The sequence below is a fragment of the Polyangium sorediatum genome (assembly GCF_029946465.1).
Classification (GTDB): Bacteria; Myxococcota_A; Polyangia; order Polyangiales; family Polyangiaceae; genus Polyangium; species Polyangium fumosum.
This window is the reverse complement of record NZ_JARZHI010000117.1, coordinates 1-20,331: the sequence shown is the minus strand read 5'-3', so window position 1 is coordinate 20,331 and position 20,331 is coordinate 1. Positions and strand designations below refer to the sequence as shown.

At 68.5% G+C, this 20,331-nt stretch carries 20 protein-coding genes; 10 read left to right on the top strand and 10 right to left on the bottom strand.

Annotated elements, in window-relative coordinates:
• Both QHF89_RS47805 and QHF89_RS47800 read left to right on the top strand, forming a co-directional pair.
• Positions 1-292, top strand: a 292-nt coding sequence (locus QHF89_RS47805) for an MYXO-CTERM sorting domain-containing protein (protein ID WP_284721921.1), incomplete at its 5' end; no start/stop codon positions are given.
• Between the two features lie 1,386 nt (positions 293-1,678).
• Positions 1,679-2,101 carry a protease inhibitor I42 family protein gene (locus QHF89_RS47800; RefSeq protein ID WP_284721920.1) on the top strand — a complete coding sequence of 141 codons (423 nt, stop codon included), beginning with the start codon at positions 1,679-1,681 and terminating at the stop codon, positions 2,099-2,101.
• Positions 2,102-2,240: 139 nt separating this feature from the next.
• Here QHF89_RS47800 and QHF89_RS50315 read toward each other — a convergent pair whose 3' ends face one another.
• Entirely contained in the window at positions 2,241-2,870 is a 630-nt protein-coding gene (locus QHF89_RS50315; RefSeq protein ID WP_425440858.1) for a tetratricopeptide repeat protein, read from the bottom strand.
• Between the two features lie 546 nt (positions 2,871-3,416).
• Entirely contained in the window at positions 3,417-4,733 is a 1,317-nt protein-coding gene (locus QHF89_RS47795) for a hypothetical protein (RefSeq protein WP_284721919.1), read from the bottom strand.
• A gap of 344 nt (positions 4,734-5,077) precedes the next feature.
• Between QHF89_RS47795 and QHF89_RS47790 the strand changes: the two genes are divergently transcribed.
• From QHF89_RS47790 to QHF89_RS47775, 4 genes are all read left to right on the top strand, one after another.
• Positions 5,078-5,494, top strand: coding sequence for an HAD-IA family hydrolase (locus tag QHF89_RS47790; RefSeq protein ID WP_136973160.1), 417 nt, complete (start codon positions 5,078-5,080; stop codon positions 5,492-5,494).
• Positions 5,495-5,707: 213 nt separating this feature from the next.
• Entirely contained in the window at positions 5,708-6,499 is a 792-nt protein-coding gene (locus QHF89_RS47785; RefSeq protein WP_136973161.1) for a nuclease, read from the top strand.
• A gap of 146 nt (positions 6,500-6,645) precedes the next feature.
• Positions 6,646-7,101, top strand: a complete 456-nt coding sequence (locus QHF89_RS47780) for a hypothetical protein (RefSeq protein ID WP_136933392.1) — start codon at positions 6,646-6,648, stop codon at positions 7,099-7,101.
• Between the two features lie 7 nt (positions 7,102-7,108).
• On the top strand, positions 7,109-8,179 hold the full coding sequence (locus QHF89_RS47775) for an RNA ligase family protein (protein WP_136973162.1): 1,071 nt from the start codon (positions 7,109-7,111) through the stop codon (positions 8,177-8,179).
• Here QHF89_RS47775 and QHF89_RS47770 read toward each other — a convergent pair.
• Both QHF89_RS47770 and QHF89_RS47765 read right to left on the bottom strand, forming a co-directional pair.
• On the bottom strand, positions 8,155-8,871 hold the full coding sequence (locus QHF89_RS47770) for an ankyrin repeat domain-containing protein (protein ID WP_136973163.1): 717 nt from the start codon (positions 8,869-8,871) through the stop codon (positions 8,155-8,157). The two genes, QHF89_RS47775 and QHF89_RS47770, sit on opposite strands and share 25 nt — an antisense overlap.
• On the bottom strand, positions 8,868-10,133 hold the full coding sequence (locus QHF89_RS47765; protein ID WP_136973164.1) for a Tle-like phospholipase domain-containing protein: 1,266 nt from the start codon (positions 10,131-10,133) through the stop codon (positions 8,868-8,870). The genes QHF89_RS47770 and QHF89_RS47765 overlap by 4 nt, the downstream gene beginning before the upstream one ends.
• Positions 10,134-10,303: 170 nt before the next feature.
• Between QHF89_RS47765 and QHF89_RS47760 the strand changes: the two genes are divergently transcribed.
• Both QHF89_RS47760 and QHF89_RS47755 read left to right on the top strand, forming a co-directional pair.
• Positions 10,304-10,810, top strand: a complete 507-nt coding sequence (locus QHF89_RS47760) for a rhodanese-like domain-containing protein (protein ID WP_284721918.1) — start codon at positions 10,304-10,306, stop codon at positions 10,808-10,810.
• Positions 10,807-11,244, top strand: coding sequence for a MauE/DoxX family redox-associated membrane protein (locus tag QHF89_RS47755; RefSeq protein ID WP_170229591.1), 438 nt, complete (start codon positions 10,807-10,809; stop codon positions 11,242-11,244). Before QHF89_RS47760 ends, QHF89_RS47755 begins: the two co-directional genes overlap by 4 nt.
• 348 nt (positions 11,245-11,592) lie before the next feature.
• Here the strand turns inward: QHF89_RS47755 and QHF89_RS47750 are convergent, their stop codons facing one another.
• From QHF89_RS47750 to QHF89_RS47730, 5 genes are all read right to left on the bottom strand, one after another.
• A complete protein-coding gene (locus tag QHF89_RS47750; protein WP_136973167.1) occupies positions 11,593-12,231 on the bottom strand; it encodes an NADPH-dependent F420 reductase in 639 nt (212 codons plus the stop codon).
• A 75-nt stretch (positions 12,232-12,306) separates the two neighbouring features.
• Complete coding sequence (locus QHF89_RS47745) at positions 12,307-13,026, bottom strand: hypothetical protein (RefSeq protein WP_136973168.1); 720 nt, start codon at positions 13,024-13,026, stop codon at positions 12,307-12,309.
• A gap of 44 nt (positions 13,027-13,070) precedes the next feature.
• On the bottom strand, positions 13,071-14,495 hold the full coding sequence (locus QHF89_RS47740) for a M20 family metallopeptidase (protein WP_136973169.1): 1,425 nt from the start codon (positions 14,493-14,495) through the stop codon (positions 13,071-13,073).
• A gap of 94 nt (positions 14,496-14,589) precedes the next feature.
• Positions 14,590-16,029 carry a DUF2252 domain-containing protein gene (locus tag QHF89_RS47735; RefSeq protein WP_136973170.1) on the bottom strand — a complete coding sequence of 480 codons (1,440 nt, stop codon included), beginning with the start codon at positions 16,027-16,029 and terminating at the stop codon, positions 14,590-14,592.
• 25 nt (positions 16,030-16,054) lie between these two features.
• Positions 16,055-16,834, bottom strand: coding sequence for a bestrophin-like domain (locus tag QHF89_RS47730; protein WP_136973171.1), 780 nt, complete (start codon positions 16,832-16,834; stop codon positions 16,055-16,057).
• A gap of 340 nt (positions 16,835-17,174) precedes the next feature.
• On the opposite strand from QHF89_RS47730, the gene QHF89_RS47725 reads away from it, so the two are divergent.
• Both QHF89_RS47725 and QHF89_RS47720 read left to right on the top strand, forming a co-directional pair.
• Positions 17,175-18,551 (top strand): MEDS domain-containing protein, encoded by a 1,377-nt coding sequence (locus QHF89_RS47725; RefSeq protein WP_136973172.1) that lies wholly within the window; start codon positions 17,175-17,177, stop codon positions 18,549-18,551.
• 33 nt (positions 18,552-18,584) lie between these two features.
• Positions 18,585-18,986 (top strand): response regulator, encoded by a 402-nt coding sequence (locus tag QHF89_RS47720; RefSeq protein WP_284721917.1) that lies wholly within the window; start codon positions 18,585-18,587, stop codon positions 18,984-18,986.
• An 81-nt stretch (positions 18,987-19,067) separates the two neighbouring features.
• Here QHF89_RS47720 and QHF89_RS47715 read toward each other — a convergent pair whose 3' ends face one another.
• Positions 19,068-19,991 (bottom strand): MBL fold metallo-hydrolase, encoded by a 924-nt coding sequence (locus tag QHF89_RS47715; RefSeq protein ID WP_284721916.1) that lies wholly within the window; start codon positions 19,989-19,991, stop codon positions 19,068-19,070.
• Positions 19,992-20,331 lie beyond the last annotated feature (340 nt).

Sequence of the window (20,331 nt, the reverse complement as noted above, 5' to 3'; positions counted from 1 at the left end):
CAATGGCGGCGCGGGCGGAGCCGGCGGCGCGGGCGGCAATGGCGGCAATGGCGGCGCCGGCGGCATGGGCGCGGGCGGCGCAGGCGGCGCAGGCGGCGCGGGTGGTGCAGGTGGTGCAGGCGGCGCGTCGTCCTCGTCCTCGTCCTCGACCGGATCGGGCTCGGGCGGCTTTGGCGGCGATCTCGTGACGGAGGAGGGGAGCTGCGGCTGCCGTCAGGTCGGCGGGGGCTCGCATGGCGCGTGGTGGGTGCTCGCGCTTTTGCTCCTCCCCTTGCGCCGAAAGAAAGGGTGAACCTGGCGCGCTGCACGATCCGACCTTCACCTCGGCCGCCGAGGTGACCCTCGAGCGGCGATGGCTCCCTCGCCTCGGCCGCCGAGGCGACCCTCCCGCCACGATCGGGGCGTGGGAGCCGTGGCGCTGCCCCGGACCCCGCGGGGGCTGTTCGCCCAAAGGCCCGAACCAGGGCCAGCCCTGGACCTCTGGGCATCGACTGCGCGAAGCGCAGTCGATGCGGGGAAATTGTTTGTAGCTGTCCGCCCCCCTTTGCAGGGCCAGCCCTGGACCTTTCGTGGAAGAACTGCGCTCCGCGCAGTTCTTCCAAGGGCCGATGGCAAGACCACGGACGCGCGTCTCTCCTGGCAACGGGGCGTTGCCAGCGGAGCCGTCAGCGCCGCGGCCTTGGCCTTGGGCGAAATCGTCGCAGGTCTTGCCACCGGCTGTTCGATGAACTGCGCACCGCGCAGTTCATCGCCACGAGTCCAGCGCTTGCGCTGGTCCAGGTCCAGGGGCGGATAGCCCCGGTGGGGTCTGGGGCAAAGCCCCAGCGAAGCGGCTTCGAGATGAGACCCATGCTCAGTGCCTGACGCCTTCCACCACGTGTCATCTGCCAGAACTCCGCCCATGGCTCCCGGGCGGACGTCTCACGTGTGACCTATGCGTCCAGGCCGTGGCACCGGAGGAAGCGGGCGCCGCTCCCGCAAGGACAGGAATGCTCCGGTGGAACGGCGGTATCACCGGGGGAGGAGCATCGGTCGTGGACACACGCAGGCGAGCGTCCCATGTCATTCGTGGGTGCGATCGGCAGAGCGGGGCCGGCTCCTACGAGCTTGGCCTCGAAGCTCGGAGGGCCGATCGTGCAAGGAGGACGCGATGCTGAAAAAAACACGGTTCCTTGCGCTGGGGTTCGTTGCTTTCCTCGCGGTTTCGAAAGATGCCTCGGCCGAGTGCATCCAGACGGTGGAAATCCGCAATGCAACGGAGGACCGCCGGGACTTCTCCCTTGCGTGCGGGACACGCTCCTCTTCCAACTTCTCGCTCGAGCCCGACGAGACCCACACTTACACTTGCAAGTGGAGCCATTCGTGCGGCGGTGACACGGGCATCTTCATCTCGTTCGCACCCTCGTCGCGCCCGGGTGTCCAAAGAAAGCACTACCAATTGTACGACCAAATGACGTACAATTTCGGGAAGATTGGGAACGACGTCGACTTGTTTCCGATGGTGTGGAGCCGGTAAAGGCGGCGATTTCAACGGCGCCCGTCATTGTGGATGCGCGTCGAGGGGCTCGGATTTCGTCGGCAGAGACCTCCCGGTGGCCGCTCTCTGCCCCAGATGGAGGGGGGGACGGCGGGCGCGGCTCGATGCGCGCTCGAAGACGACGGCTCCGAGGAGGAGAACATGAGGAAGCTCTGCTCGTATTCGGCGATCCTCGCGCTGGGCGCGGTGATGGTCGGCATTCTGCCGGCGAGCGCGCAGGCGCGCGAAATCGTCTTGCTCGACGCCGACAATGGCAAATCGGTGACCCTTCAGCAGGGGGATGAGCTGATCTTGCGCCTGGAATCGAACCCCTCCACGGGGACCTCGTGGCACATGGTCCTCTCGCCGACCTCCCTCCTGAGGCTCTCCGAGCACCAGTACATCCCGGGTCGTTGTTCGGGGGGCACCGTGGGTTGTCCGGGCATCGAGGAATTCCACTTCGTTCCCGCGGTCTCGGCGAGCTTCGAGATGGGCGAGTGGATGCGGATGCTCTATCTGAGGCCCTTCGAGCCCGGGATCGAGGGAGCCAAGCTCTGGCAGGTCGATGTCACCCTGAGGCACTGACATCCTCCCCGCTCGTCACAGGCGCCCATGGGTCCGCCGTACAGATGCCGGCGAGCGTCCCATGCCGCCGAGGTAGGCGCATCGAAACGTCGGGAGCGGAGGCGGGAGCGGCCCGTTGCGGTAGACCCGGGGCGTGACCCTATGCGTCCAGGCCGTGGCACCGCAGGAAGGGGGCGCCGCTCCCGCAAGGACAGGAATGCTCCGGTGGAACGGCATCGGGGGAGGGGCGAATCGGCATGGAATGTTCATGAGGCAACCTCGGGCCCCCTCGATCTCCCAAGGCACGCTGCACATTCGCCATCTCTGCGAGCGTCGCGCGCTCCGCGGTGCTGTCGCCTGCGTCGCGAAAGATTTGTAGCAATCGTTCGAAGCACAGGAGGGCACGATCCTGATCCCGTGAGGCGACACAGATCGTGACCATCATCTTGAGCGCGCCGACCTCCGTGGGTGTGTTCCCCGCGGAGCGAAGGATCGGAAGAGCCTGCTCGAGGTCGGCGATGGCTGCCGCCGGGTTGTCCAAGCCAGAATGAGCGGCGCTCATGTCGACGAGGGTGATGGCCTCCTCCGCGCGGTTGCCCAGGGCGCGGTGAATGGCGAGGGCTTGTTCGAAGCAAGTGCGTGCGCGGGCCGGCTCGCTCATCAGCAGGTAGGCCAAGGCGGTGCTGTGGAGCGTCGATGCCTCGCCCGCGCGGCGAGCGACCCGCAGGGCCTCTTCGGAAATCGAAGCCGCGACCGCCTTGTCGCACGCGTCTCCAAGGCGCGCGCACACGTCTCCAAGGCGCGCGCACACGTCTCCAAGGCGCGCGTACACGTCTCCAAGGCGCGCGCACACGTCTCCAAGGCGCGCGCACGCGTCTCCAAGGCGCGCGGGCGCGTCTCCAAGGCGCGCGGGCGCGTCTCCAAGGCGCGCGGGCGCGCCTTCCTCTCGTGCCCACACGTCTCCACGTCGCGGGCGCGAGCCTTCCTGACATTCTCAAACGATCTCCACGTCGTGCGCGCGCGCCTCAGCTTCGCTCGCGCGCGCCTTCCGCTTCCGCTCGCGCCTTCCGCTTCCGCTCGCGCCTTCCGCTTCCGCTCGCGCTCCCGCTTCCGCTCGCGCTCCCGCTTCCGCTCGCGCTCCCGCTCGCGCTCCCGCTTCCGCCCCCGCTTCTGATCAGCGCGTCGGTCGTGGACACACGCCCGCTGGGGATGCAGCCGCGGTGACGGTGCTCGTACGCGCGGGCAAATGGGCGGGTTGCTCACCCTCAGCGCCGTGCATGCCGTCAACCCCTCGTTCCAGCGAGTCGGAGGCTCGCGCCCCCGCTCTGAAAACAGCTCACCAGACGTCTGCATGGTTGCGTTGTCGCAGCGCGACGCGCGCAATCAGGAGCGCGGGCCGGACGGCGCCTCCCTTGGCCGCGCGCTCGAGCAGCGACGATACCGGCCCGTCGTTGCCGGGCTTTGCCGCCACGGCCGCGATCTCGTCGCGCGTCACCGCCGCGCCGAGATCGGTGCCGAGGACGACGGTGTCCCCCGGCTCCAGCGGCATTTGCGCTTCGCCCGGCTCGAGCGCGAGGCCGTCTCGAACCACGATTGCCATGGCGGTCCCGCGCCGCCGCACGAGCAGCTCTGCGGCTCCGATTTGCGCCGTCACCATGGCCACCTCGGGCGGCTCCGGGAGGGCGGTGGGCGCCCCGCGGTCCGCATTGCATGCAGCGCTCTTGAGCTCGTCCAGCGCTGCTTGCACGCGCTCGGATGCTCGCTCGGCATCGTCGCCGCCGTCGAGGATGGCGAGCAGCGCGCCAGGAACCATCTCCCACTTGGCGCTGAAGGTGTCGGACGTCGGCCTCGGCGACGGCTGCCAGCCTTTGATTTTATAAAGCCGCGCGTATGCATGGCCGCTCAGGTTGGTCGCGTGGGGGCCTTGGGGCGCCCGCACCATGCGGCCTTGGATCTCCCAATCGCCCCCTCGAGGCATGGCGAGCACGCTGCTTTGGAGCTTCGCTTTCTCGCCCGCTGCTGCGATCCCTTGCACCTCCAGGTACGGCACGGGCGGGCCAGCGATGGGCTCGACGATGTCGCTGATCTCTTCGTCGTCGCGCAGGATGCCCAGCTCCACCAGCGCGCGAACCTGCTCGGGCGTGACGAGCAGATAGAGCGTTTCCAGGGAAGCCAACAGGAACCTGGGATCCCCCTCGACGCGCACGAAGCAGCGTGGATCGTCGACCTTCCGCAGGGCATAACTCGCCACGGCAGCGAGATCTTCGGTCGACTTGCAAAGCACGTCCACCGAGGCATGTGCAGAGGGGGGAAAGGACACGCGCACCTTGCGGCCGGCTCGGCGATTCGTGGCGTCCGTGAGCACGATCTTGGGGGGCGCGTCTCCCGCCAGCATCGAGGTGAGGTCGGCCAGCGAGACGCTGGAAGTGAGCGCTCCCTCCGCTGGCCCAGCCTTCGCGAGGTGGAGGTAGAATACATGATCCAGCCAGCGATCCGTGAGATTTCGAGGGTCGTCCTCATTGCCGAACGGGTCGTTTTCCCGCTCGTGCTTGGCGGCTTCCTCGACCTCGGGCAGCAGGACGCGGAGCGCCTCCACCGTGAGCCCTCGGAGCAGACCGACCTCATGCATCTTCGCGAGGTGTTCGACCTGCAACGGCTCCGATGTTTGCTTTTTGGATGTTTGCGCTTTCCTGGGTCGACGACGGTTCACGCGAGGTCGCGTATCACGAATGGACATGCTCCATCAACCCGTGGCGCTACGATGCCGCTCCATTCGCCGCCGGCAAGTGGATGACGTCGGGCGGGGGGCCTGGCACGAGCATCACCGGCGCGCGCAGCACCCAGGACGCTGATCCAGTGGCACGCAATGGGACCAAGGTCCCATTGCGAACGGTGCCTGGCCCCCTAGGGTCCTGCGCCTGAAGGTATTGATTTCGTCGTCGATATGCAGGCCGGCGACGGGGCCTGGTACGTCCCATCGCCTGCTCCGCCCTTGGCATGCCCCTGCCATTGCACACCCTGGAGGAACTGGAGCGGGCGCAGTCCCCGGACGGTTCCTTCTTCGAGATGCCGCTGGTGACGGGGATGGTCCATCTGGCCCTGAACCGCGCGGCCCCCGGGCACCGGATGACGCCCAACGACGGCCAGGTCGTACGCGCCGGCCTCGCCGCGGTCGGTCTCGCCGACCTGTTCCACGTCCTCGTCGCCCGCGAGCACATCGCCCGCCTCAAGCCCGCCCCCGACGCCTTCCTGCTGGCCGCCGCGCAACTCGCCGTGGCTCCCCACAGATGCCTGGCGTTCGAGAACACCGACGAAGGGGTCCGCGCGGCCCGCGCCGCCGGCATGCCCGTCATCGACGTTCGTCCCAGCGACTGGACCGTACAAGGCCCCCCGGACGGTCGGCAGCAGAGCTGAACCAGGGCAGAGCCGGGCACAGTCTGCGCTTCGTCGTGCGCGTCTCCTTCCCGCTGCGAGCTGCCGGCGCCGAAGTCGCATAGGACCTTGGTCCAATATCGGACGTGGCTCCGAGAGAGGTACATGGGGCGACACCAAACGTCGCGGCCCTCCGATGTCCTGCCGCGGCGGAGAAATCCCACCCACGCCATCTTCACAAGGAGAGACGAGCAGATGACCACCCTCGCCACGTCCGATGTCCACGCCGCGCTCGGTCGCGCAGCAGAGCAGCTCCTCCAGGCCGCGGGTCCCGACGGCATCGTCAGCCGCAAGGACGTCCGCGCCAAGCTGCTCTCGCTGGAGGGCACCGAGCGGGATCTCGTCGACATGCTTTATCGCTTCATCGACCGCCGCGACGCCGCGCGCTCGGCCCGGATGACCAAGTCCGACATCGACGCCGCGCTCGTGCACATCCGGACCGAGCTCGTCGATCGCCACGACCTCGACAACAATGGCCTCTCCGAGGACGAGGTCGCGCGCATGTCCGATCTCGGCAAGCTCGCCGTCGCCCTCGCGCGCACGCTCAAAGCAGCGACCGCGCCCACGGGCGAGGCGCTCGCGCAGAAGATCGGAGAGCTCGCGAAGGGGCTCTTTTTCGATGGCTACTACGGCACGGAGGGCGGGGCGCCCGTTGCGTCCTTCCACGCCGCCGCGAAGCTCGACCAGCTCAGCCCCGACGCCTTCCGCGCGACGCTCGGGCTCACGGACCGCCCAGAGCACGAGATCAGGCGGTTCCAGCCCGCAGACCCGGCGCTCCAGGCATTCATCCATGTTCATTGGGACATGCCGGAAATGGAATCGGTGGAGGAGCTCGTGCGGTTCATGAAGGCCAACCTGCGCGAGATCACGGCGGCGATCCTCGGCCGCGACGATCCGGAGTTCGGCGCGGAGCACCCGCTTTATCTCGTGGGCCTCGACGCCGCCGGAAACCTCGTGGGTCTGAAGACGGCCGTCATCTGGACCTGATCCTCGCGCAGAAGGGAGCGTGCGGCGTCTGCGGGGCGCGGATCGAGCGGGTTGTCGCGTCAGCCGCCTCCGCGCGCGCCGGGACCCGTCTTCCGCCTCCGCCCATTGACGCCTCGCCCCGCGAGTGGTCTCTTCTCCCGCCCGCCATGCCCATTCTCCTGCCGCGCCCGCTCCTCCTCGTCCTCGCCGCGTCCCTCTTCGCCTGCGCCAGCCAAACGCCCCCGCCGCATCCGCCCGGCGCGCCTCTCGCCGCGGCCGCGCCTGCCAAGGGGTACGACGCCCGCGGGCAGGCCAAGCCCTGCGAGCCTCCGCCGGCCGAGTGCCCCGCCGTCTCGCCCGATCGTGAGCTCGCCGATCGTTGCTCGCTCGGCGGCTTCCGCATGATCCAGTGCGGCTGCGAGATGCTCTGCGGCGGCAATCCGGGCAGCGGCGAGAAACAAGCCTACGACGCCGAGGGCCACGGCAAGGCCTGCGCCCCCGCGAAGGACGATTGCACGCCCGAGCCCGCCCGCGCCGCCTTCCAGGACGCTTGCTCCGAGAAGGGGCACAAGCTCCAGGTCTGCGGCTGTGAATGGCTTTGCTCGGGAAACCCCGCCCCATGAGTCGCCCATGACGCCCCCGCCCATCCCCCCGTTTTCCCCGTACGAAAAGATCGCCGAGAGCCTCGCGGCCGCCCTGGGCGATGACGAGGCGGCCCACCGCGCGGCGAGCCGGGCCGAGTGGATCGTCACCGAGAAGATCCACGGCGCGAACTTCTGCTTCGTCACGGAGGGCGACGAGGTGCGGTGCGCCAAACGAAAGGGGCTCCTGGCGGACGACGAGGACTTTTTTGGTCACCGCGGCGTCCTGCGCCGATACGCGGGCGGCGTGCGGGACGTGCTCGCCCGGGTCAAAACCCGCGCGCCGAAGGCCACGAGCGTCTTCGTGTATGGAGAGCTCTTCGGCGGCGGTTATCCGCACCCCGACGTCCCGCCCGTCGCCGGGGTGCAGCCCGTGCAAACCGGCTGCTGGTATGCCCCGGGGATCGAGTTCTGCGCGTTCGACGTGGGGTTCGTGCAGGAAGGGGGTTCGGAGCGCGTGTACCTCGATCAAGACGAGGCCCGCGAGGCGTGCGAGGAGGCCGGCATTCCCTTCGCGCGGCCGCTCTTCCGCGGCCGGTACGAGGACGCGTTTGCCTACCCGATCGGATTCGAGACGACGATCCCCGCGCGGCTCGGCCTGCCTTCGCTCGGGCCCTCAAACAAGGCCGAAGGCGTGGTCCTGAAGCCCGCCCGCGCGCTCGTCGTGCCGAGGCGCGCGGGCGGGGCGCGGCCCGTCGTGAAACGCAAGATTGCGGAGTTCGCCGAGGACGAGCGTTTTCACGAGGCCGAGAAATGGTCCGGCCCGCGCGCGCCCGCCGCCTCGGCGCTCGATTGGCTCGTGCACGAGGCCTCGTCCCTGGTGAACGAGAATCGCCTGAACGCCGCCGTCTCCAAGGTCGGACCGACGCGGCCCGGGGACACGGCGCGGCTCGGCGAGGTGCTCGCCCTCGTCCGCGAGGACCTCGACGTCGAGCTCCACGCGCGCCATGGCGACGCCCTGCGCGCCCTCTCGCCGGCCGAAGCCCGCGCGCTCGCCGCCCACCTCGACAGCGAAGCCCGCGCCCTTTTGGAGCTCTACCTCGGCGCCGCGCCGCCCTGATCGACCGGAATCCCGAGCCGCTCCGCGACCTTCTGCCGCCACGCTTCGAGCGGCGAATCCGCCGCCGGGATCGGCTTCTCCGCGAGCTTGCGCACGGACAGGCCGACCTGATCTTTCGCCTCCGGATCGGCGCCGCGATCGAGCAGCTTGTGCACCTCGTCGTACCGATTGAGATACGCGAGCCGCAGCGCGGGCGTCTGCTCCATCTTGTTTTTCACGTCCACGGGGACGCCCCGATCGAACAGGACCCCGAGGTGTTGCCATTGCCCGACGTTGAGGGCCTGGTGGGCGAGGGGAACGCCCTTGTCGTTCTCGAGGTTCGGATTGCCGCCGCTCTCGAGCAGGAGGCCGAGGAAGCGCGGATCGGGGCTCGTCGCGGCCAGGAGCATCGGCGAGGTGCCGATCGGCGTGAGCACGTTCGGCTTCGCGCCGGCCGCGAGCAAGGCGCGCACGGCGAGCTCGTTCTTCGCGACGATCTCGTACATGAGCAGGTTCACGCCCGAAGGCGCGACCTCGTCGAGATCCGCGCCGCGATCGACGAGCGCGCGCAGCGTCGCCACGTCGCCACGCTCGGCGGCCGCGGCGGCCTCGCGCAGCCGCTCGCTCGGGAACACCTCGTTCGCGGGCGGGAGGGGCGGCCTCTCACCGACGAGCCCCGCGAGACCTGCGGCGAATCGCTTGACGTCCTTCACATCATCCCCTGGATGGTCGCGATGTCCTGGCTCTTCTGTTGCTCGATGCCCGCTTCGTGGGTGCTGTGCCGCTCGGTCCGCTCGCCGAAGATGGCGAGCTCCTGCTCCGCCTCCGCCCGCGCCCACTCGCCGGTGCGCTTGCCCATGCCGAACGGATTGAGCCACCCCGTCCAGTGATCCGGCTGCTGGAACGTCGGCTCGGGCGGCCACCCGCGCGCCGTGAAGCTGCCGTCCGGATTCTGGTTCACCGCGTTCAAGTCGTACCGGTTGCCGATCGCGTCCGGCATCATCCCGGCGATGGGCGACTGCTCCTGCGCCCAGGTCAGGATCTCGCCGTCGACCCGGTACGCGTCGACGAGGTCGTTCGCCTGAGAAGCATCGAGGCCGTAACGATCGTACGTGTTGTTGTGGATGCCCGAGGCGTTGAAGGTGTTCGCGGGCAGGCCCGAGGCGAGGGAGCCGGCCGAGGCGAGGCCGCCGCCGAGGGAGTGCCCGGCGATGCTCGCGTTGTCGCCGTAGACCGCAGCGACCTGCCGCGAGAGCTCGACGGCCTGCGTGTACTGCGCGCCTTCGAGGCCCGCGCCCTGCGAGAGGTTGCCCCAGAGCCAGTCGTTGCCGTCCCACTGCTTCCAGGTCTCGAACTCCGTGCCGCGCATGATCAGCCGGTAGCTGCCATCGATGTCGGAGCGGTAGAGGTCGGAGTAAAACCCAGTGCTGTCGTCGTGGAAGGTGGCGTTGCGTAGCTCCGGCGGGAGGTCGTTCGGGCCGAGGCGCGTCCAGCCCTCGGGCGCGCCGCTCGTGCGGTAGACGTCGTTCACGAGGCGCGCGTCCTCGACGGCGTGGTTGTTCCGAGCAAGGCGCTCGGCCGCGTTCGAGAGGCGGTCCCTCTCGGCGCCGTTCGGCATGGAGGCCGCGCGCTGGCGAGCCGCGTCGATGAGGCGCAAGCGCTCCATGAGGCGCATGCGTTTGTCCGCCGCGGTCATCTTGCCGATGATCACGGTGGGGCACCCCTCGTCGATGAGCCCGCCATGGGCCGTCCCATCACCAAAGCGCGCCGCCATCTTGCCTTCGAGGAGCACCGTGGGCTCGCCGATGCCGATGATGTCGGGCGGCGAGCCCGTGCACTCGAGCAAGTCGGTCACGCGAGCAGCAGGCTCGCCGCCGACGAGGATGGTCGGCGCGCAAGCAGGCAAGATGTCCTTGCCGACATGCTGCAAACAGAGGTGATGATCGCCTTTGCGTGCTGCGATGGGGTCGCTCATCCGGGGCCTCGGGGTCGATCGGGCGCGGCCATGATCACCCGGGAGGCGAGGCGATGGGAAGCGCGAAATGGCAAGGCGTGCGCTTCTTTGCCGCAGCATACCTCGCCTCCTCGCCGCATCCGCGCTAGCTTCGCGGGAGGATGTGGTCCGGGCTCGATCGACCCCTCATCTTGCGGTCGTTGGCGCTGCTCGTCGGGGGCGCCGTGCTCGGCCTCGGCATCAACGCCGCGCGGCCCGCAGGCGTCGCCCTCACCGGCTTCGAACCGCCCACCGCGTGCACCGCAGCCGCGGCCGAAGAGGCGCCCGTGATCGAGATGACCCCGCGCGAGGCTTCGAGCCTGTGCGGCCAAGCGGGCACGCTCTTCGCCGACACCCGCACAGCCGAGAGCTTCGAGGCCGGGCACGTGGCCGACGCAATCCACCTGCCGTGCGACATGACCGCGAGCGGCGCCGAGGTGGCGATGAAGGAGCTCGGCCACGCGCACACAATCGTGGTCTACGGCGCGTCGACCGAAGAAGCCGCCGAGGTGGCCGAGACGCTACGTCGCCGCGGGCTGAAGATGGACGTGCGCGTGCTCCGCGGCGGCTTTTCCGCATGGGAGCAGGAGGGCCTGGCGTGCGCCTCGGGCCCATGCCCCGGTTGCGCCATCACCCACAAACAGGAGCCGAGCCCGTGAAAAAGACCGCGCTTCTTTGGCTCTTGCGTCTCGGCCTCGGCGGCATGTTCCTCGCGGCCGGCGCGCTCAAGTGGAGCGACCCGACGTCCTTCGCGCTGGAGATCCACAACTACCAGCTCCTGCCCGATCTCGCCCCGCTGCTCGCCGCGACGCTACCCGCCGTAGAAATCGTCCTCGGCCTCGCGATCCTCGTAGGCCCGCGTCCCTGGGTCCGCGCCAGCGCGCTCGCCTCCACGCTCGTGCTCGGCGTGTTCACGGTGGCCGTGGCATCCGTGGTCGCGCGTGGCGTGAACATCACGTGTGGCTGCTTCGGCGAGGGATCAGGGCCCGTGACGATGTGGACCGTGCTGCGCGACGTGGTGCTCGTCGCAGCGGGGGTGCTGCTGTTTCGGCTTGCCTCGCCGCCGCCGGCGTCGGCTGTTCCTGCGGGCTGAGGGCGTCGCGCCGGGGCGCTGCCCCGGACCCCGCGGGGGCTGTCCGCCCCTCGACCCGGACCAGGCACGGCCTGGACCGAAGGTGGAAGAACTGCGCGGTGCGCAGTTCTTCCAACGGGCCCGTGGCAAGACCGCGGAGGTGGGTTTCAAGCCGGCGACGCGTACGCTGCCGGTTGAACCTGCAGCGCTGCGGCCTCCGCTGGCAGGATCGTCGCTGGTCTTGACCCTGGCTGTTCGATGAACTGCGCACCGCGCAGTTCATCGACCTGGGTCCAGCGCCTCGCTGGTCCGGGTCCCGGGGCGGACAGCCCCGGGTGGGGCCTGGGGCAAAGCCCCAGCGCGACGCCTTCAGAGCTTCAACAGCTTGAACGCGTGCGTCCACTGGTTGCGCTGGAACCCCGGCGCGCACCAGAGCTGACAGAGGGGCTCGATCGCGCGGGCGCCGGCGGCTTTGCCGATGTCTTCGCTGTCCCAGCCGAAGGTGTCGAGGATCCGGCGTACTTCGGCTTTGGCTTCTTCGCTGTTGCCTGCGATGAACATCGTGGGCCGGCCGCCTGGGAAGTTTGGGCGGAACATGAGGCCGGAGCCTACGCTGCTGAATGCCTTCACGAAGTGCGCGTCGGGCGCTGTGGCTTGGAGACGCTCCATCAGGGAGTCGTTCGGGCCTGTGAAGAATTGCAGCACGCCGTCGACGGGCGGCGCGTCTGCGATGGGGTTCGTCGCGTCGATCACGGTCTTGCCTGCGAGTGCTTCGAGACCGGCGAGCTTCACGGCGTCCACCGCCACCGTGCCCTTCACGGCGAGGACGACGATCTGTCCGAAGGCTGCTGTCTCTGCGAACGTCCCTGCTTTGGCTTCGGCGTGATCCGACCAGCCGGCCACCTTGCTCGCCTCGCGGCTCCCGAGCATCACGGCGTGACCTGTCTCTAGAAAGCCTTTGCCGAGCTTCTTTGCGACGTCACCCGACCCCAGAATGCCGATCTTCATCGTCGTGCCTCCTCGTCCCCAAGCGCCTCTCGAAATTCGACCGGCATCTACGGAAGCTGGGAGACACCACGCTTGTCAAGCGCCATCGCTGGAGGAGACGGCGGGCAAAAAGCCAATCGTGTTCCGCCCGGCCTCGTCTTTTCCGATGGCCTCGACGTAGCGCTTCCAGTCGGCTTCTCCGGGGCGGATGATCTGGCTGCCGTCTTCGCGGGGGTAGGGATCGAAGATGAAGAGCCCGCGCGTGTCGCGGCCGACGAGGATCCAGTGGTCGCCTTCGTCGCCGAATATCGAGATCTTCGCGGGCCAGCATTCGCCTTTGCGGTCGAGCGTGCGCGCGACGTCGTCGTCGTTCTGCTGTCGCGGCGGCGAGAAGCCTGCGCGTTGCATCAGGTGGAGCAGCTTGCGGTACTCCATTCCGCCGTCCATGCCGCGGTAGCGCCGGTAGAGGAGGATCGCGTAATCTGCGAGCGCGCCGTAGGTCGCGCCTGGGCCTCCGCCTGCGATGCCCTGCGCGAGCCGCGTGAGCTCGTTGCGCTTCTCGTCGTCGAGCTCGTCTGCGATCTGCTCGGCGAGCGCGACGAGCCCGGCGTAGCCTGCGGTCGCGAGCATCGCGCCCACGAGCGAGACGGCGCCGCATGCGTGTGCGCTTGCCGAGGGGCTCGAACCGTTCAGTTGGGTGAGCTTGTCGAGCGCTTCCATCGCGTCCCGCGGGAGCTGCTCCTCGTCCGCGACGACGGGCCAGTCCACGTGGTGGATGCCGGAGGAAAACTCGTTCGAGCCGGAGGACGGGGGCATGACACGAGGATACTACGACCCGCCTCTGCCGTGCCCCGATCTCTTCATGCGCCGCGGGTGAAATGATCCGCGATGACGCTGGCGACGCACGCCGTGAGCTTCTTGCCACAACGGATGTGCAAGAACTCGTTCGGGCCGTGTGCGTTCGACTGCGGGCCGAGCACGCCCGTGATGAGGTACTGGGCCTCGGGGAACTTCTCGCCGAGCATGGCCATGAACGGGATGGTCCCGCCCTCGCCGAAGGCCATCGCGGGCTGGCCGAAGAATGCTTGGCTCGCGCGCTGCATCGCCTCGTCGAGCCATGGCGCGAGCGGCGGCGCGTCCCAGCCCTCCGAGGGCTCCGAGAGCGTGAACGTCACGTCGGCCCCGTAGGGCGGATTTGCTTCGAGGGCGCGCTTCAGCGCCTCGGCTGCGCGCCGCGGGTTCACGCGCGGCGGGATCCGCATCGAGAGTTTGACCTTCGTGAAGGGCCTGAGCACGTTGCCTGCGCTCGCGATCGGCGGGATCCCGTCCACGCCCGTGACGCTGAGCGCCGGGCGCCACGTCCGGTTCAGCAGGAGCTGCTTGTTGTCGTCGGCCATCGGACGCGCGCCTGCGGCCCACGGCATCTCCGTGTAGACCGCGTCGCCGAGCACCGCGGCTGCGGCCTCGGCCTGGGCGATGCGCTGCTCGGGGACGACCGCGAAGAGCTCGTCGAGCAGGATTCGCCCGGTGCCCTCGTCCTCGACCCGTGAGAGGAGCTGGCGGAGGATGCGGAAGCTCGACGCCGCGACGCCGCTCGCCGATCCCGAGTGCACGCCCTCGCGCAGGATGCGGACGTCGAGCGTGCCTTGCACGAGGCCCCGCAGCGAGGTCGTGGTCCAGAGCTGATCGTAGTTGCCGCAGCCGGAGTCGAGGCAAACGACCAGGCTCGGCTTGCCGATGCGGGGGGCGAGCGCGTCGATGTACGCGGGCAGGTCGAAGCTGCCGCTCTCCTCGCACGCCTCGATCAGGACGACGCAGCGCGCATGCGGGAGGCCTTGCTCGGCGAGCAGGCGGAGGGCCGCGATGGAGGCGAAGGCCGAGTACCCGTCGTCCGCGCCGCCGCGGCCGTAGAGCTTGTCGCCCTCGCGCACGGGCTCCCAGGGGCCTTTGCCCTCGGCCCAGCCGGTCATCTCGGGCTGCTTGTCGAGGTGCCCGTAGAGCAGGACGGTGTCGTCGCCCTTGCCGGGGATCTCCATGAAGATGACGGGCGTGCGGCCTTCGAGGCGCACGACCTCGACATGGAGGCCCGGGACGGGCTGCGCGCGGCACCACTGCTCGATGAGGGCGACGGCCCGCTCCATGTGACCGTTCTCGCGCCAGGCACGGTCGAACGAGGGGGATTTGCAGGGGATGCGGATGTAGTCGGTGAGGGCAGGGAGGATGTCCTGCTCCCAGATGCGCTCGGAGAAGGCTTCGGCGTGGGACTTGTCGAGCTTGGTGGTCATGCGGGGTCGTTCCTTGGGCGGGACCTTAACGCCGAAGGGGGGGCCAGGTGAAGGGGAAGGGGGGCGAGGGAGGAGCGGGGTGCTCCGGCCGCGCTCAGAGCCCGGTCTCGGCCTGGATGCGCCCGCTCTTCACGGCGTCCACCAGCGCTTGGTGGTCGCGCTCCGTCTGATCGGCGTAGGCGATCGCGAATGCGCCGATGGCCTCGTCGAACGTGTCCCCTTTCCCGAGGTAGGCCGCGATGGCGATCCGATCGCCCGAGCGCGCGTGCGCGCGTGCGAGGGTCCAGCCGCAAAGACTGCCGTACGTCGTCAAGGTGACCCGATCCAGCGCGGCGACGTCCACCGAGAACTTCCAGTCGCGGAGCTGGCGCACGTAGAAATCGCGCTCGATCCCGCCTGCGCCCTTCACCCGCTGCCAGCCGAGGAAGATGTCGCTCGCGGCTTGCATCAGCCGCTCGCCCGCCACCACGCGCTGGCCGCTGTTGGGGTACTCGCTCTTGCCGAGGAACGGCTCGAGGACCGAGGCGTGCGCCTCTTTCGCCTGCAGGAAGAGCGGATCCTCGTCGTCACGGCCGAGAAGCAGGAGGATCCAGGCGCGCGTGCCCACGCTCCCGACCCCGACGACCTTGTGGGCCATGTCCACGAAGTCGTACCCCTCCAGCAGGTGCCGCCGATCGGCCTGGAGCGTGGCCCGGTAGCCGTGCAGGAGCGCGCGCACCTGCTCTTCGAGCTGCTCGCGGGCCACGCCCTTCATGAACTCGTCCATCGGGATGATCAGGGGAGGATCGCTGAGGATTCGCCGACGACCGTCGACCTCGTGGGTCAGCTTCTCGTAGGCCTGAAGGCTGTCCTTCGTCCGGGCCTTCGCGACGTTGTGCTCGGTGACCTTCAGGCGCTTGGCACCCACCCGCGCGCCGAATTGCTCGAAGACCCGTTCGATGTCGAGGCTCGTGTACCAGAGGTCGAGGTGGCCGAGCTTCGCGAAGCTCCGCATCGCCTCGCGATACTCGCGGACGGCCGTCTGGACGATGTCGGCGCGCGCCGACTTCGAGAAGCCGTGGTCACGCCCGCAAAGCTCGATGCTCGCGGCCAGCCGCTTCACGTCCCAGTCCCACGGCCCCGGGAGCGTCTCGTCGAAATCGTTGATGTCGAACATCATGCGCCGCTCGGGGGAGCCGAATACCCCGAAGTTCGAGAGGTGCGCGTCGCCGCAGAGCTGCACGGTCAGGCCCGAGCGCAGGGTGGTGGCCAGATCGGAGGCCATCACGTACGCAGCGCCCCGGTAGAACGTGAAGGGGGAGACCAGCATCCGGCCATAACGAAGGGGCACGAGCTCGGGCACGCGGCTCTTCGCCTGCTCCTCCAGCAGCGTGATGGGATCGGGCCGGTGGAGCGGCGCCTCCCAGGTCGCGTGGCTGGTCCGCGGAACCTTCTCGCGCTCCGCCTTGCCGCGCGCCGCGTGCCCCTCGGCGGAGAGGTGCGGCGTGGCCCTCGCTCCCGTGACCGCGGATGATCCTTCGGCTGTCTCCGTCATCTGTCCCTCCCTCGGCGAGTGCTGCTCAATCGCCCATCAGGTGTTGCAAATCGATCATCGCCTGCTGGCTCACCCGGAGGGCCCCTTCCTGCGAGCGGTCGAGGTCGGCGGTCAACATCATGAGGACCGAGAGGCCGATGACCAGCGTCGCGACCGCGGGGGACCGGGGCGTCTTGACCAGACCGGCGTGATATCCGACGGCCATCAGGTTCAGGACCGCGACCAGATAAAGCGCCGCCCAGATGGCCTCGGGCATGCCGCTCCGGACGGCCACCTTGACGCGCATCGCGTGGAGCTCGATCGTCTTGTTCAGCGATTCGATGAAGAGCTCCACGACGGACGAGGCGGGCTGCTCTCGTCCGGCGGCCTCCGCCTCCTTCCACAGCTCCCAGTGCAGCTCCACCGAGCGCTCCACTGCGTGCTCGGCGTTGCCGAGCTTCACCGCCTCCAGGCGCACCTCCACGTATTCACGCAGCAGTCTGCGGACCTTCACGCCGCGGTCGCCGGGGAGCAGGCCGGCGCGCAGGTAGGTCGTCTCGACGGCGTTGGCTTCGTCGACGACGATCTGTTTCCTGGCCTCGAAGCGGGACGCCGCGAAGCCAAACGTGAAGGCCAGGACGAGCGCCAGCAAGCCCATCGTGGTGGTGACCAGGGCGAGCACGTGCGTCCCTTGCTCCTGCTCGGGGCTGCGCAACCGGTACCGTCCCAGCCGATAACCGCCCTCGGCGGCGATCAGGAGGACCACGATGGTGACCCCCAAGAGCATCCAGAGCGGAAATCGATTCAGCAATGAAGCCACGAGCATGGGCGCACCTCGCCTCCATCACGGCGTTTGTCCGTCGCGAAAGGTTGTCGCGGCGCTGGCCGGCGTGGGCGGTCGGCGTGAGGCCGGCAGCCCGGCGGGCATTCCCTCCATGGTCGCGATCCCGGGGGTAGGTCAACCAAGCCATCGTCGATTCGTCAAGTTCGTCAGGCCCGGAGAATCGAGAGCCTTTCCCGCGTTCCGTGCGTACCGCCTCCGCTTCCGCCCCCGCTCCCTGCCTCGCCGCCGAGCACGAGCGCCAGCATCGGAATGAAAATTGCGCGGCCATCGCTTGCCTCCTCTTTCGCGCATCGCCACAACGCATGGGGAGTACGAATGGATCATGGTAGCAGCAGCGGACGTTGACAGCGGTATCCCGGCAGTCGGTCTTCTCCCTTGGGGCTCGCATTTTTGCCAGTTCTACGATTCTCAGCGGGATCTCGCCGACGCGCTCGTTCCGTATTTCCTCGCGGGGATCCGCGGGAACGCGCAATGTGTCTGGGTCACGGCCGATCCGCTCCGCGCCCACCAGGCGCGCGACCTGTTCAGGGCAGCCGTGCCCAACATCGAGGCGCTCGAGCGCAGCGGTCAGCTCGAGATCATCGATTATCAGGACTGGTATCTGAAGACCGGGGGGCTCAAAACCGAGACCCTCCATCAGATGTGGATCGAGCGGCAGGCCATCGCGCTCCAGAAGGGCTATTCGGGGCTGCGGGCGAGCGGGAACACGTCCTTTCTCGAGGTATGCGACTGGAAGAGCTTCGCCGACTACGAGGCGAGGCTGACCGGGGCGTTTCGGGGGCACCGGATCGTCGGCCTCTGCGCCTACTCCCTCGGCCGATGCAACTCCGACAGCGTCATCGACGTCGTGCGGAGCCATCAGTTCGCGCTCACCCGACGCGCCAACCAATGGGAGCTCATCGAGAGCTCGTCGCTCAAGATCGCCAAGGAGGAGCTTCGCCAGCTCAACGAGGAGCTCGAGGAGCGCGTCCGCCAGCGAACGGCGGAGCTCGAGGAGGCGCTGCGCATGCGAGAAGACTTCATCTCGGTCGCCTCCCACGAGCTGAAGACGCCGCTCACCTCGCTGCAGCTCTACATCGAGAGCTTGCTGCGGGCCGGCGCGAAAGGGACATGCTCGGCAGGGCAGCTCGCCGAGCGGCTGACGAAGGCCAAGGCGGAGTGCGGCAGGCTGGAGAAGCTCGTGAATTATCTCCTCGACTTCTCTCGCGCCTTGTCCGGTCAGCTCGCGCTCACGCCCGAGGAGGTGGACCTCTCCGACGTCGCACGAATGACCGCCGAGCGTTTCTCCGAGAACCTGGACAAGGCAGGCTGCAAGCTCTCGCTGCGCGCCGACGCGCCGATCACGGGCCTATGGGACCGGCTGCGGGTCGAGCAGGTGCTGGTGAACATCCTCTCGAATGCAATCAAGTATGCGCCTGGAGCGCCGATCGAAGTCACCGTGACCGAGCAGGACGGGCATGCCGTCATGTCGGTGCGCGACCATGGCCCCGGGATCCCGCCGCAGGATCAGGGCCGGATCTTCGATCGATTCGTCCAGCTCTCCCCGTCGGAGCACCACCGCGGCGGGTTCGGCCTCGGGCTCTGGATCGTGCGCAAGATCGTGGACGCGTTCCGTGGCTCGCTCGACCTCCAGAGCGAGCCTGGGGCAGGGACGACCTTCCGCGTCACGCTGCCGCGCGTTCCGGTGGAATCGGAATGACCCGAAGGGCCGCCCGCCGTCGAGGAGGATTGCGTGATCGACGATCAACAGAATGCCATGTCGGAGGCCGACGGGTGTCGTCTCGGCACGATCCTCGTCGTCGATGACGATCCGGGGGTGCTCGAGGCCCTGGAGACGCTCCTCGTGGACGAGGGGTATCGCGTGGTGACGGCTTGTCATGGGCGCGCGGCGCTCTCGTATCTCGCGGAGCACGAGGCGCCCTGCGTCATTTTGCTCGACATGATGATGCCCATCATGGATGGCTACGGGTTCCTCGCGGAGCAACGCCAGCATCCGGCGCTTTCGAGGATTCCCGTCGTCGTCCTGACGGCCGGAGCGAACAGCAATCGCGTCCGCGCGCTCTGCCCGACCGGGTTCTTGAGCAAGCCGGTCGACGTCGACGCGCTGCTCGCATTCCTCGAAGAGTATTGTTGACTCGGCCCTGAACCCCGCTTGCTCTACACGGGCGCGGCCTTGAAAGCGCTGCGCCCGTGTTCGGCCTAAGCCAACAAGCGCTCAGTAGTCCCAGTAGGCCGGTACGAAGCGAAAGGCGTCGCCATCGACCGCCACCCGACCGACGGACGGGAACGATAGGTGCGTGGCCACCAGCAGTTCGCGGGTCGCCGAAAGCTCGCGGAAAAGCCGGATCCGGACGTTGACCGACGCCTCGGGGTCGTGTTCGAAGCCATTGTGCCATTCGGGGTGCTCGAAGGAGACCGGGAACACGGCGTCGCCCGCGAACGTCAGCCGCTCGCCGCCGGACGCCAGGCGGACCACGCTATGCCCAGGGGTGTGGCCGCCGGTTCGCCTGACGACCACCCCTGCTGCCACCTCGTGCTCCTCCTCGAACGGCCGCAGCAGGCTGTGGTACTCCTTCAGGAACCGCTGCGCGGTCGCCCGAAGCACGTCCGGTATCGGCGACGGCATGGTGGTGCGGGAGAAATCGGGCGCCGCCCAGAAGTTGACCTCGGCGGCCGCCACGTGGATCCGCAGGTCCGGACGCAGCCGCTCTCGTATCCCGTCGCCGAGCAGCCCGCCAATATGGTCCATGTGCAGGTGGGTCAGCACCACGTCGGTCAGGTCGGCGAGATCGATGCCGGCGGCCTCCAGTCGCAGGGCCAACTGCCCGGCCCGCGGGAAACCCGAGAACTCCTTCCCCAACCCGGAGTCGACGAGGATGGTGCGGGCGCCGCTGCGCACCACGATCACGTTCAACGCCCAATCGAACTTGTCCGGCAGGAACAGGTTGTCCAGCCAGGCCGTGCGCACGGCCGGCTCGACATTGGTGGCCATCGTCGCGAAGGGCAGCGGCAGCACGCCATCGCTGATCACCAGCACGTCAATCTCGCCGATCCGCAACGCGTAGCGCGACGGAACCAATTCGTCGGACGCTGGTTTCCCGCGGTGGGGGGTGTTGTCGACGCTCATGTTTGCGTTCATGTCTGTCTCCTCGAGAGTTCCGTCGAGACCGGCCTTGTCGATGCCATACGGCTTGTCGGCCGAGCCAGGCACGGCCTGCCCGTGGCCCTCTTGCCACTGGCGTTGCGGCCAGGACCGGGCAGCCCACCGTTTCGTGACGGGTCGTTGAAAAAAATGATCGCAGAGGGGGTTCCACAGGGTGGCTGAGCATGGGTCTCATCTGAGAAGCACCGTGCCGGGGCGCCGCCCCGGACCCCGCGGGGGGCTGTCCGCCCCCTCGACCCCGGACCAGCGAGGCGCTGGACCCAGGGTTGAAAAACTGCGCTCCGCGCAGTTTTTCAAACAGGCCGACGAAGAAGCC

Coding starts and splice junctions, on each gene's coding strand:
- QHF89_RS47785 (WP_136973161.1), top strand. CDS start 5,708: ATGACCACCCTCGCCACGTCCGATGTCCACGCCGCGCTCGGTCGCGCA.
- QHF89_RS47780 (WP_136933392.1), top strand. CDS start 6,646: ATGCCCATTCTCCTGCCGCGCCCGCTCCTCCTCGTCCTCGCCGCGTCC.
- QHF89_RS47800 (WP_284721920.1), top strand. CDS start 1,679: ATGAGGAAGCTCTGCTCGTATTCGGCGATCCTCGCGCTGGGCGCGGTG.
- QHF89_RS47725 (WP_136973172.1), top strand. CDS start 17,175: ATGGTAGCAGCAGCGGACGTTGACAGCGGTATCCCGGCAGTCGGTCTT.
- QHF89_RS47790 (WP_136973160.1), top strand. CDS start 5,078: ATGCCCCTGCCATTGCACACCCTGGAGGAACTGGAGCGGGCGCAGTCC.
- QHF89_RS47765 (WP_136973164.1), bottom strand. CDS start 10,133: ATGAGCGACCCCATCGCAGCACGCAAAGGCGATCATCACCTCTGTTTG.
- QHF89_RS47775 (WP_136973162.1), top strand. CDS start 7,109: ATGACGCCCCCGCCCATCCCCCCGTTTTCCCCGTACGAAAAGATCGCC.
- QHF89_RS47730 (WP_136973171.1), bottom strand. CDS start 16,834: ATGCTCGTGGCTTCATTGCTGAATCGATTTCCGCTCTGGATGCTCTTG.
- QHF89_RS47735 (WP_136973170.1), bottom strand. CDS start 16,029: ATGACGGAGACAGCCGAAGGATCATCCGCGGTCACGGGAGCGAGGGCC.
- QHF89_RS47715 (WP_284721916.1), bottom strand. CDS start 19,991: ATGAACGCAAACATGAGCGTCGACAACACCCCCCACCGCGGGAAACCA.
- QHF89_RS47745 (WP_136973168.1), bottom strand. CDS start 13,026: ATGCCCCCGTCCTCCGGCTCGAACGAGTTTTCCTCCGGCATCCACCAC.
- QHF89_RS47750 (WP_136973167.1), bottom strand. CDS start 12,231: ATGAAGATCGGCATTCTGGGGTCGGGTGACGTCGCAAAGAAGCTCGGC.
- QHF89_RS47740 (WP_136973169.1), bottom strand. CDS start 14,495: ATGACCACCAAGCTCGACAAGTCCCACGCCGAAGCCTTCTCCGAGCGC.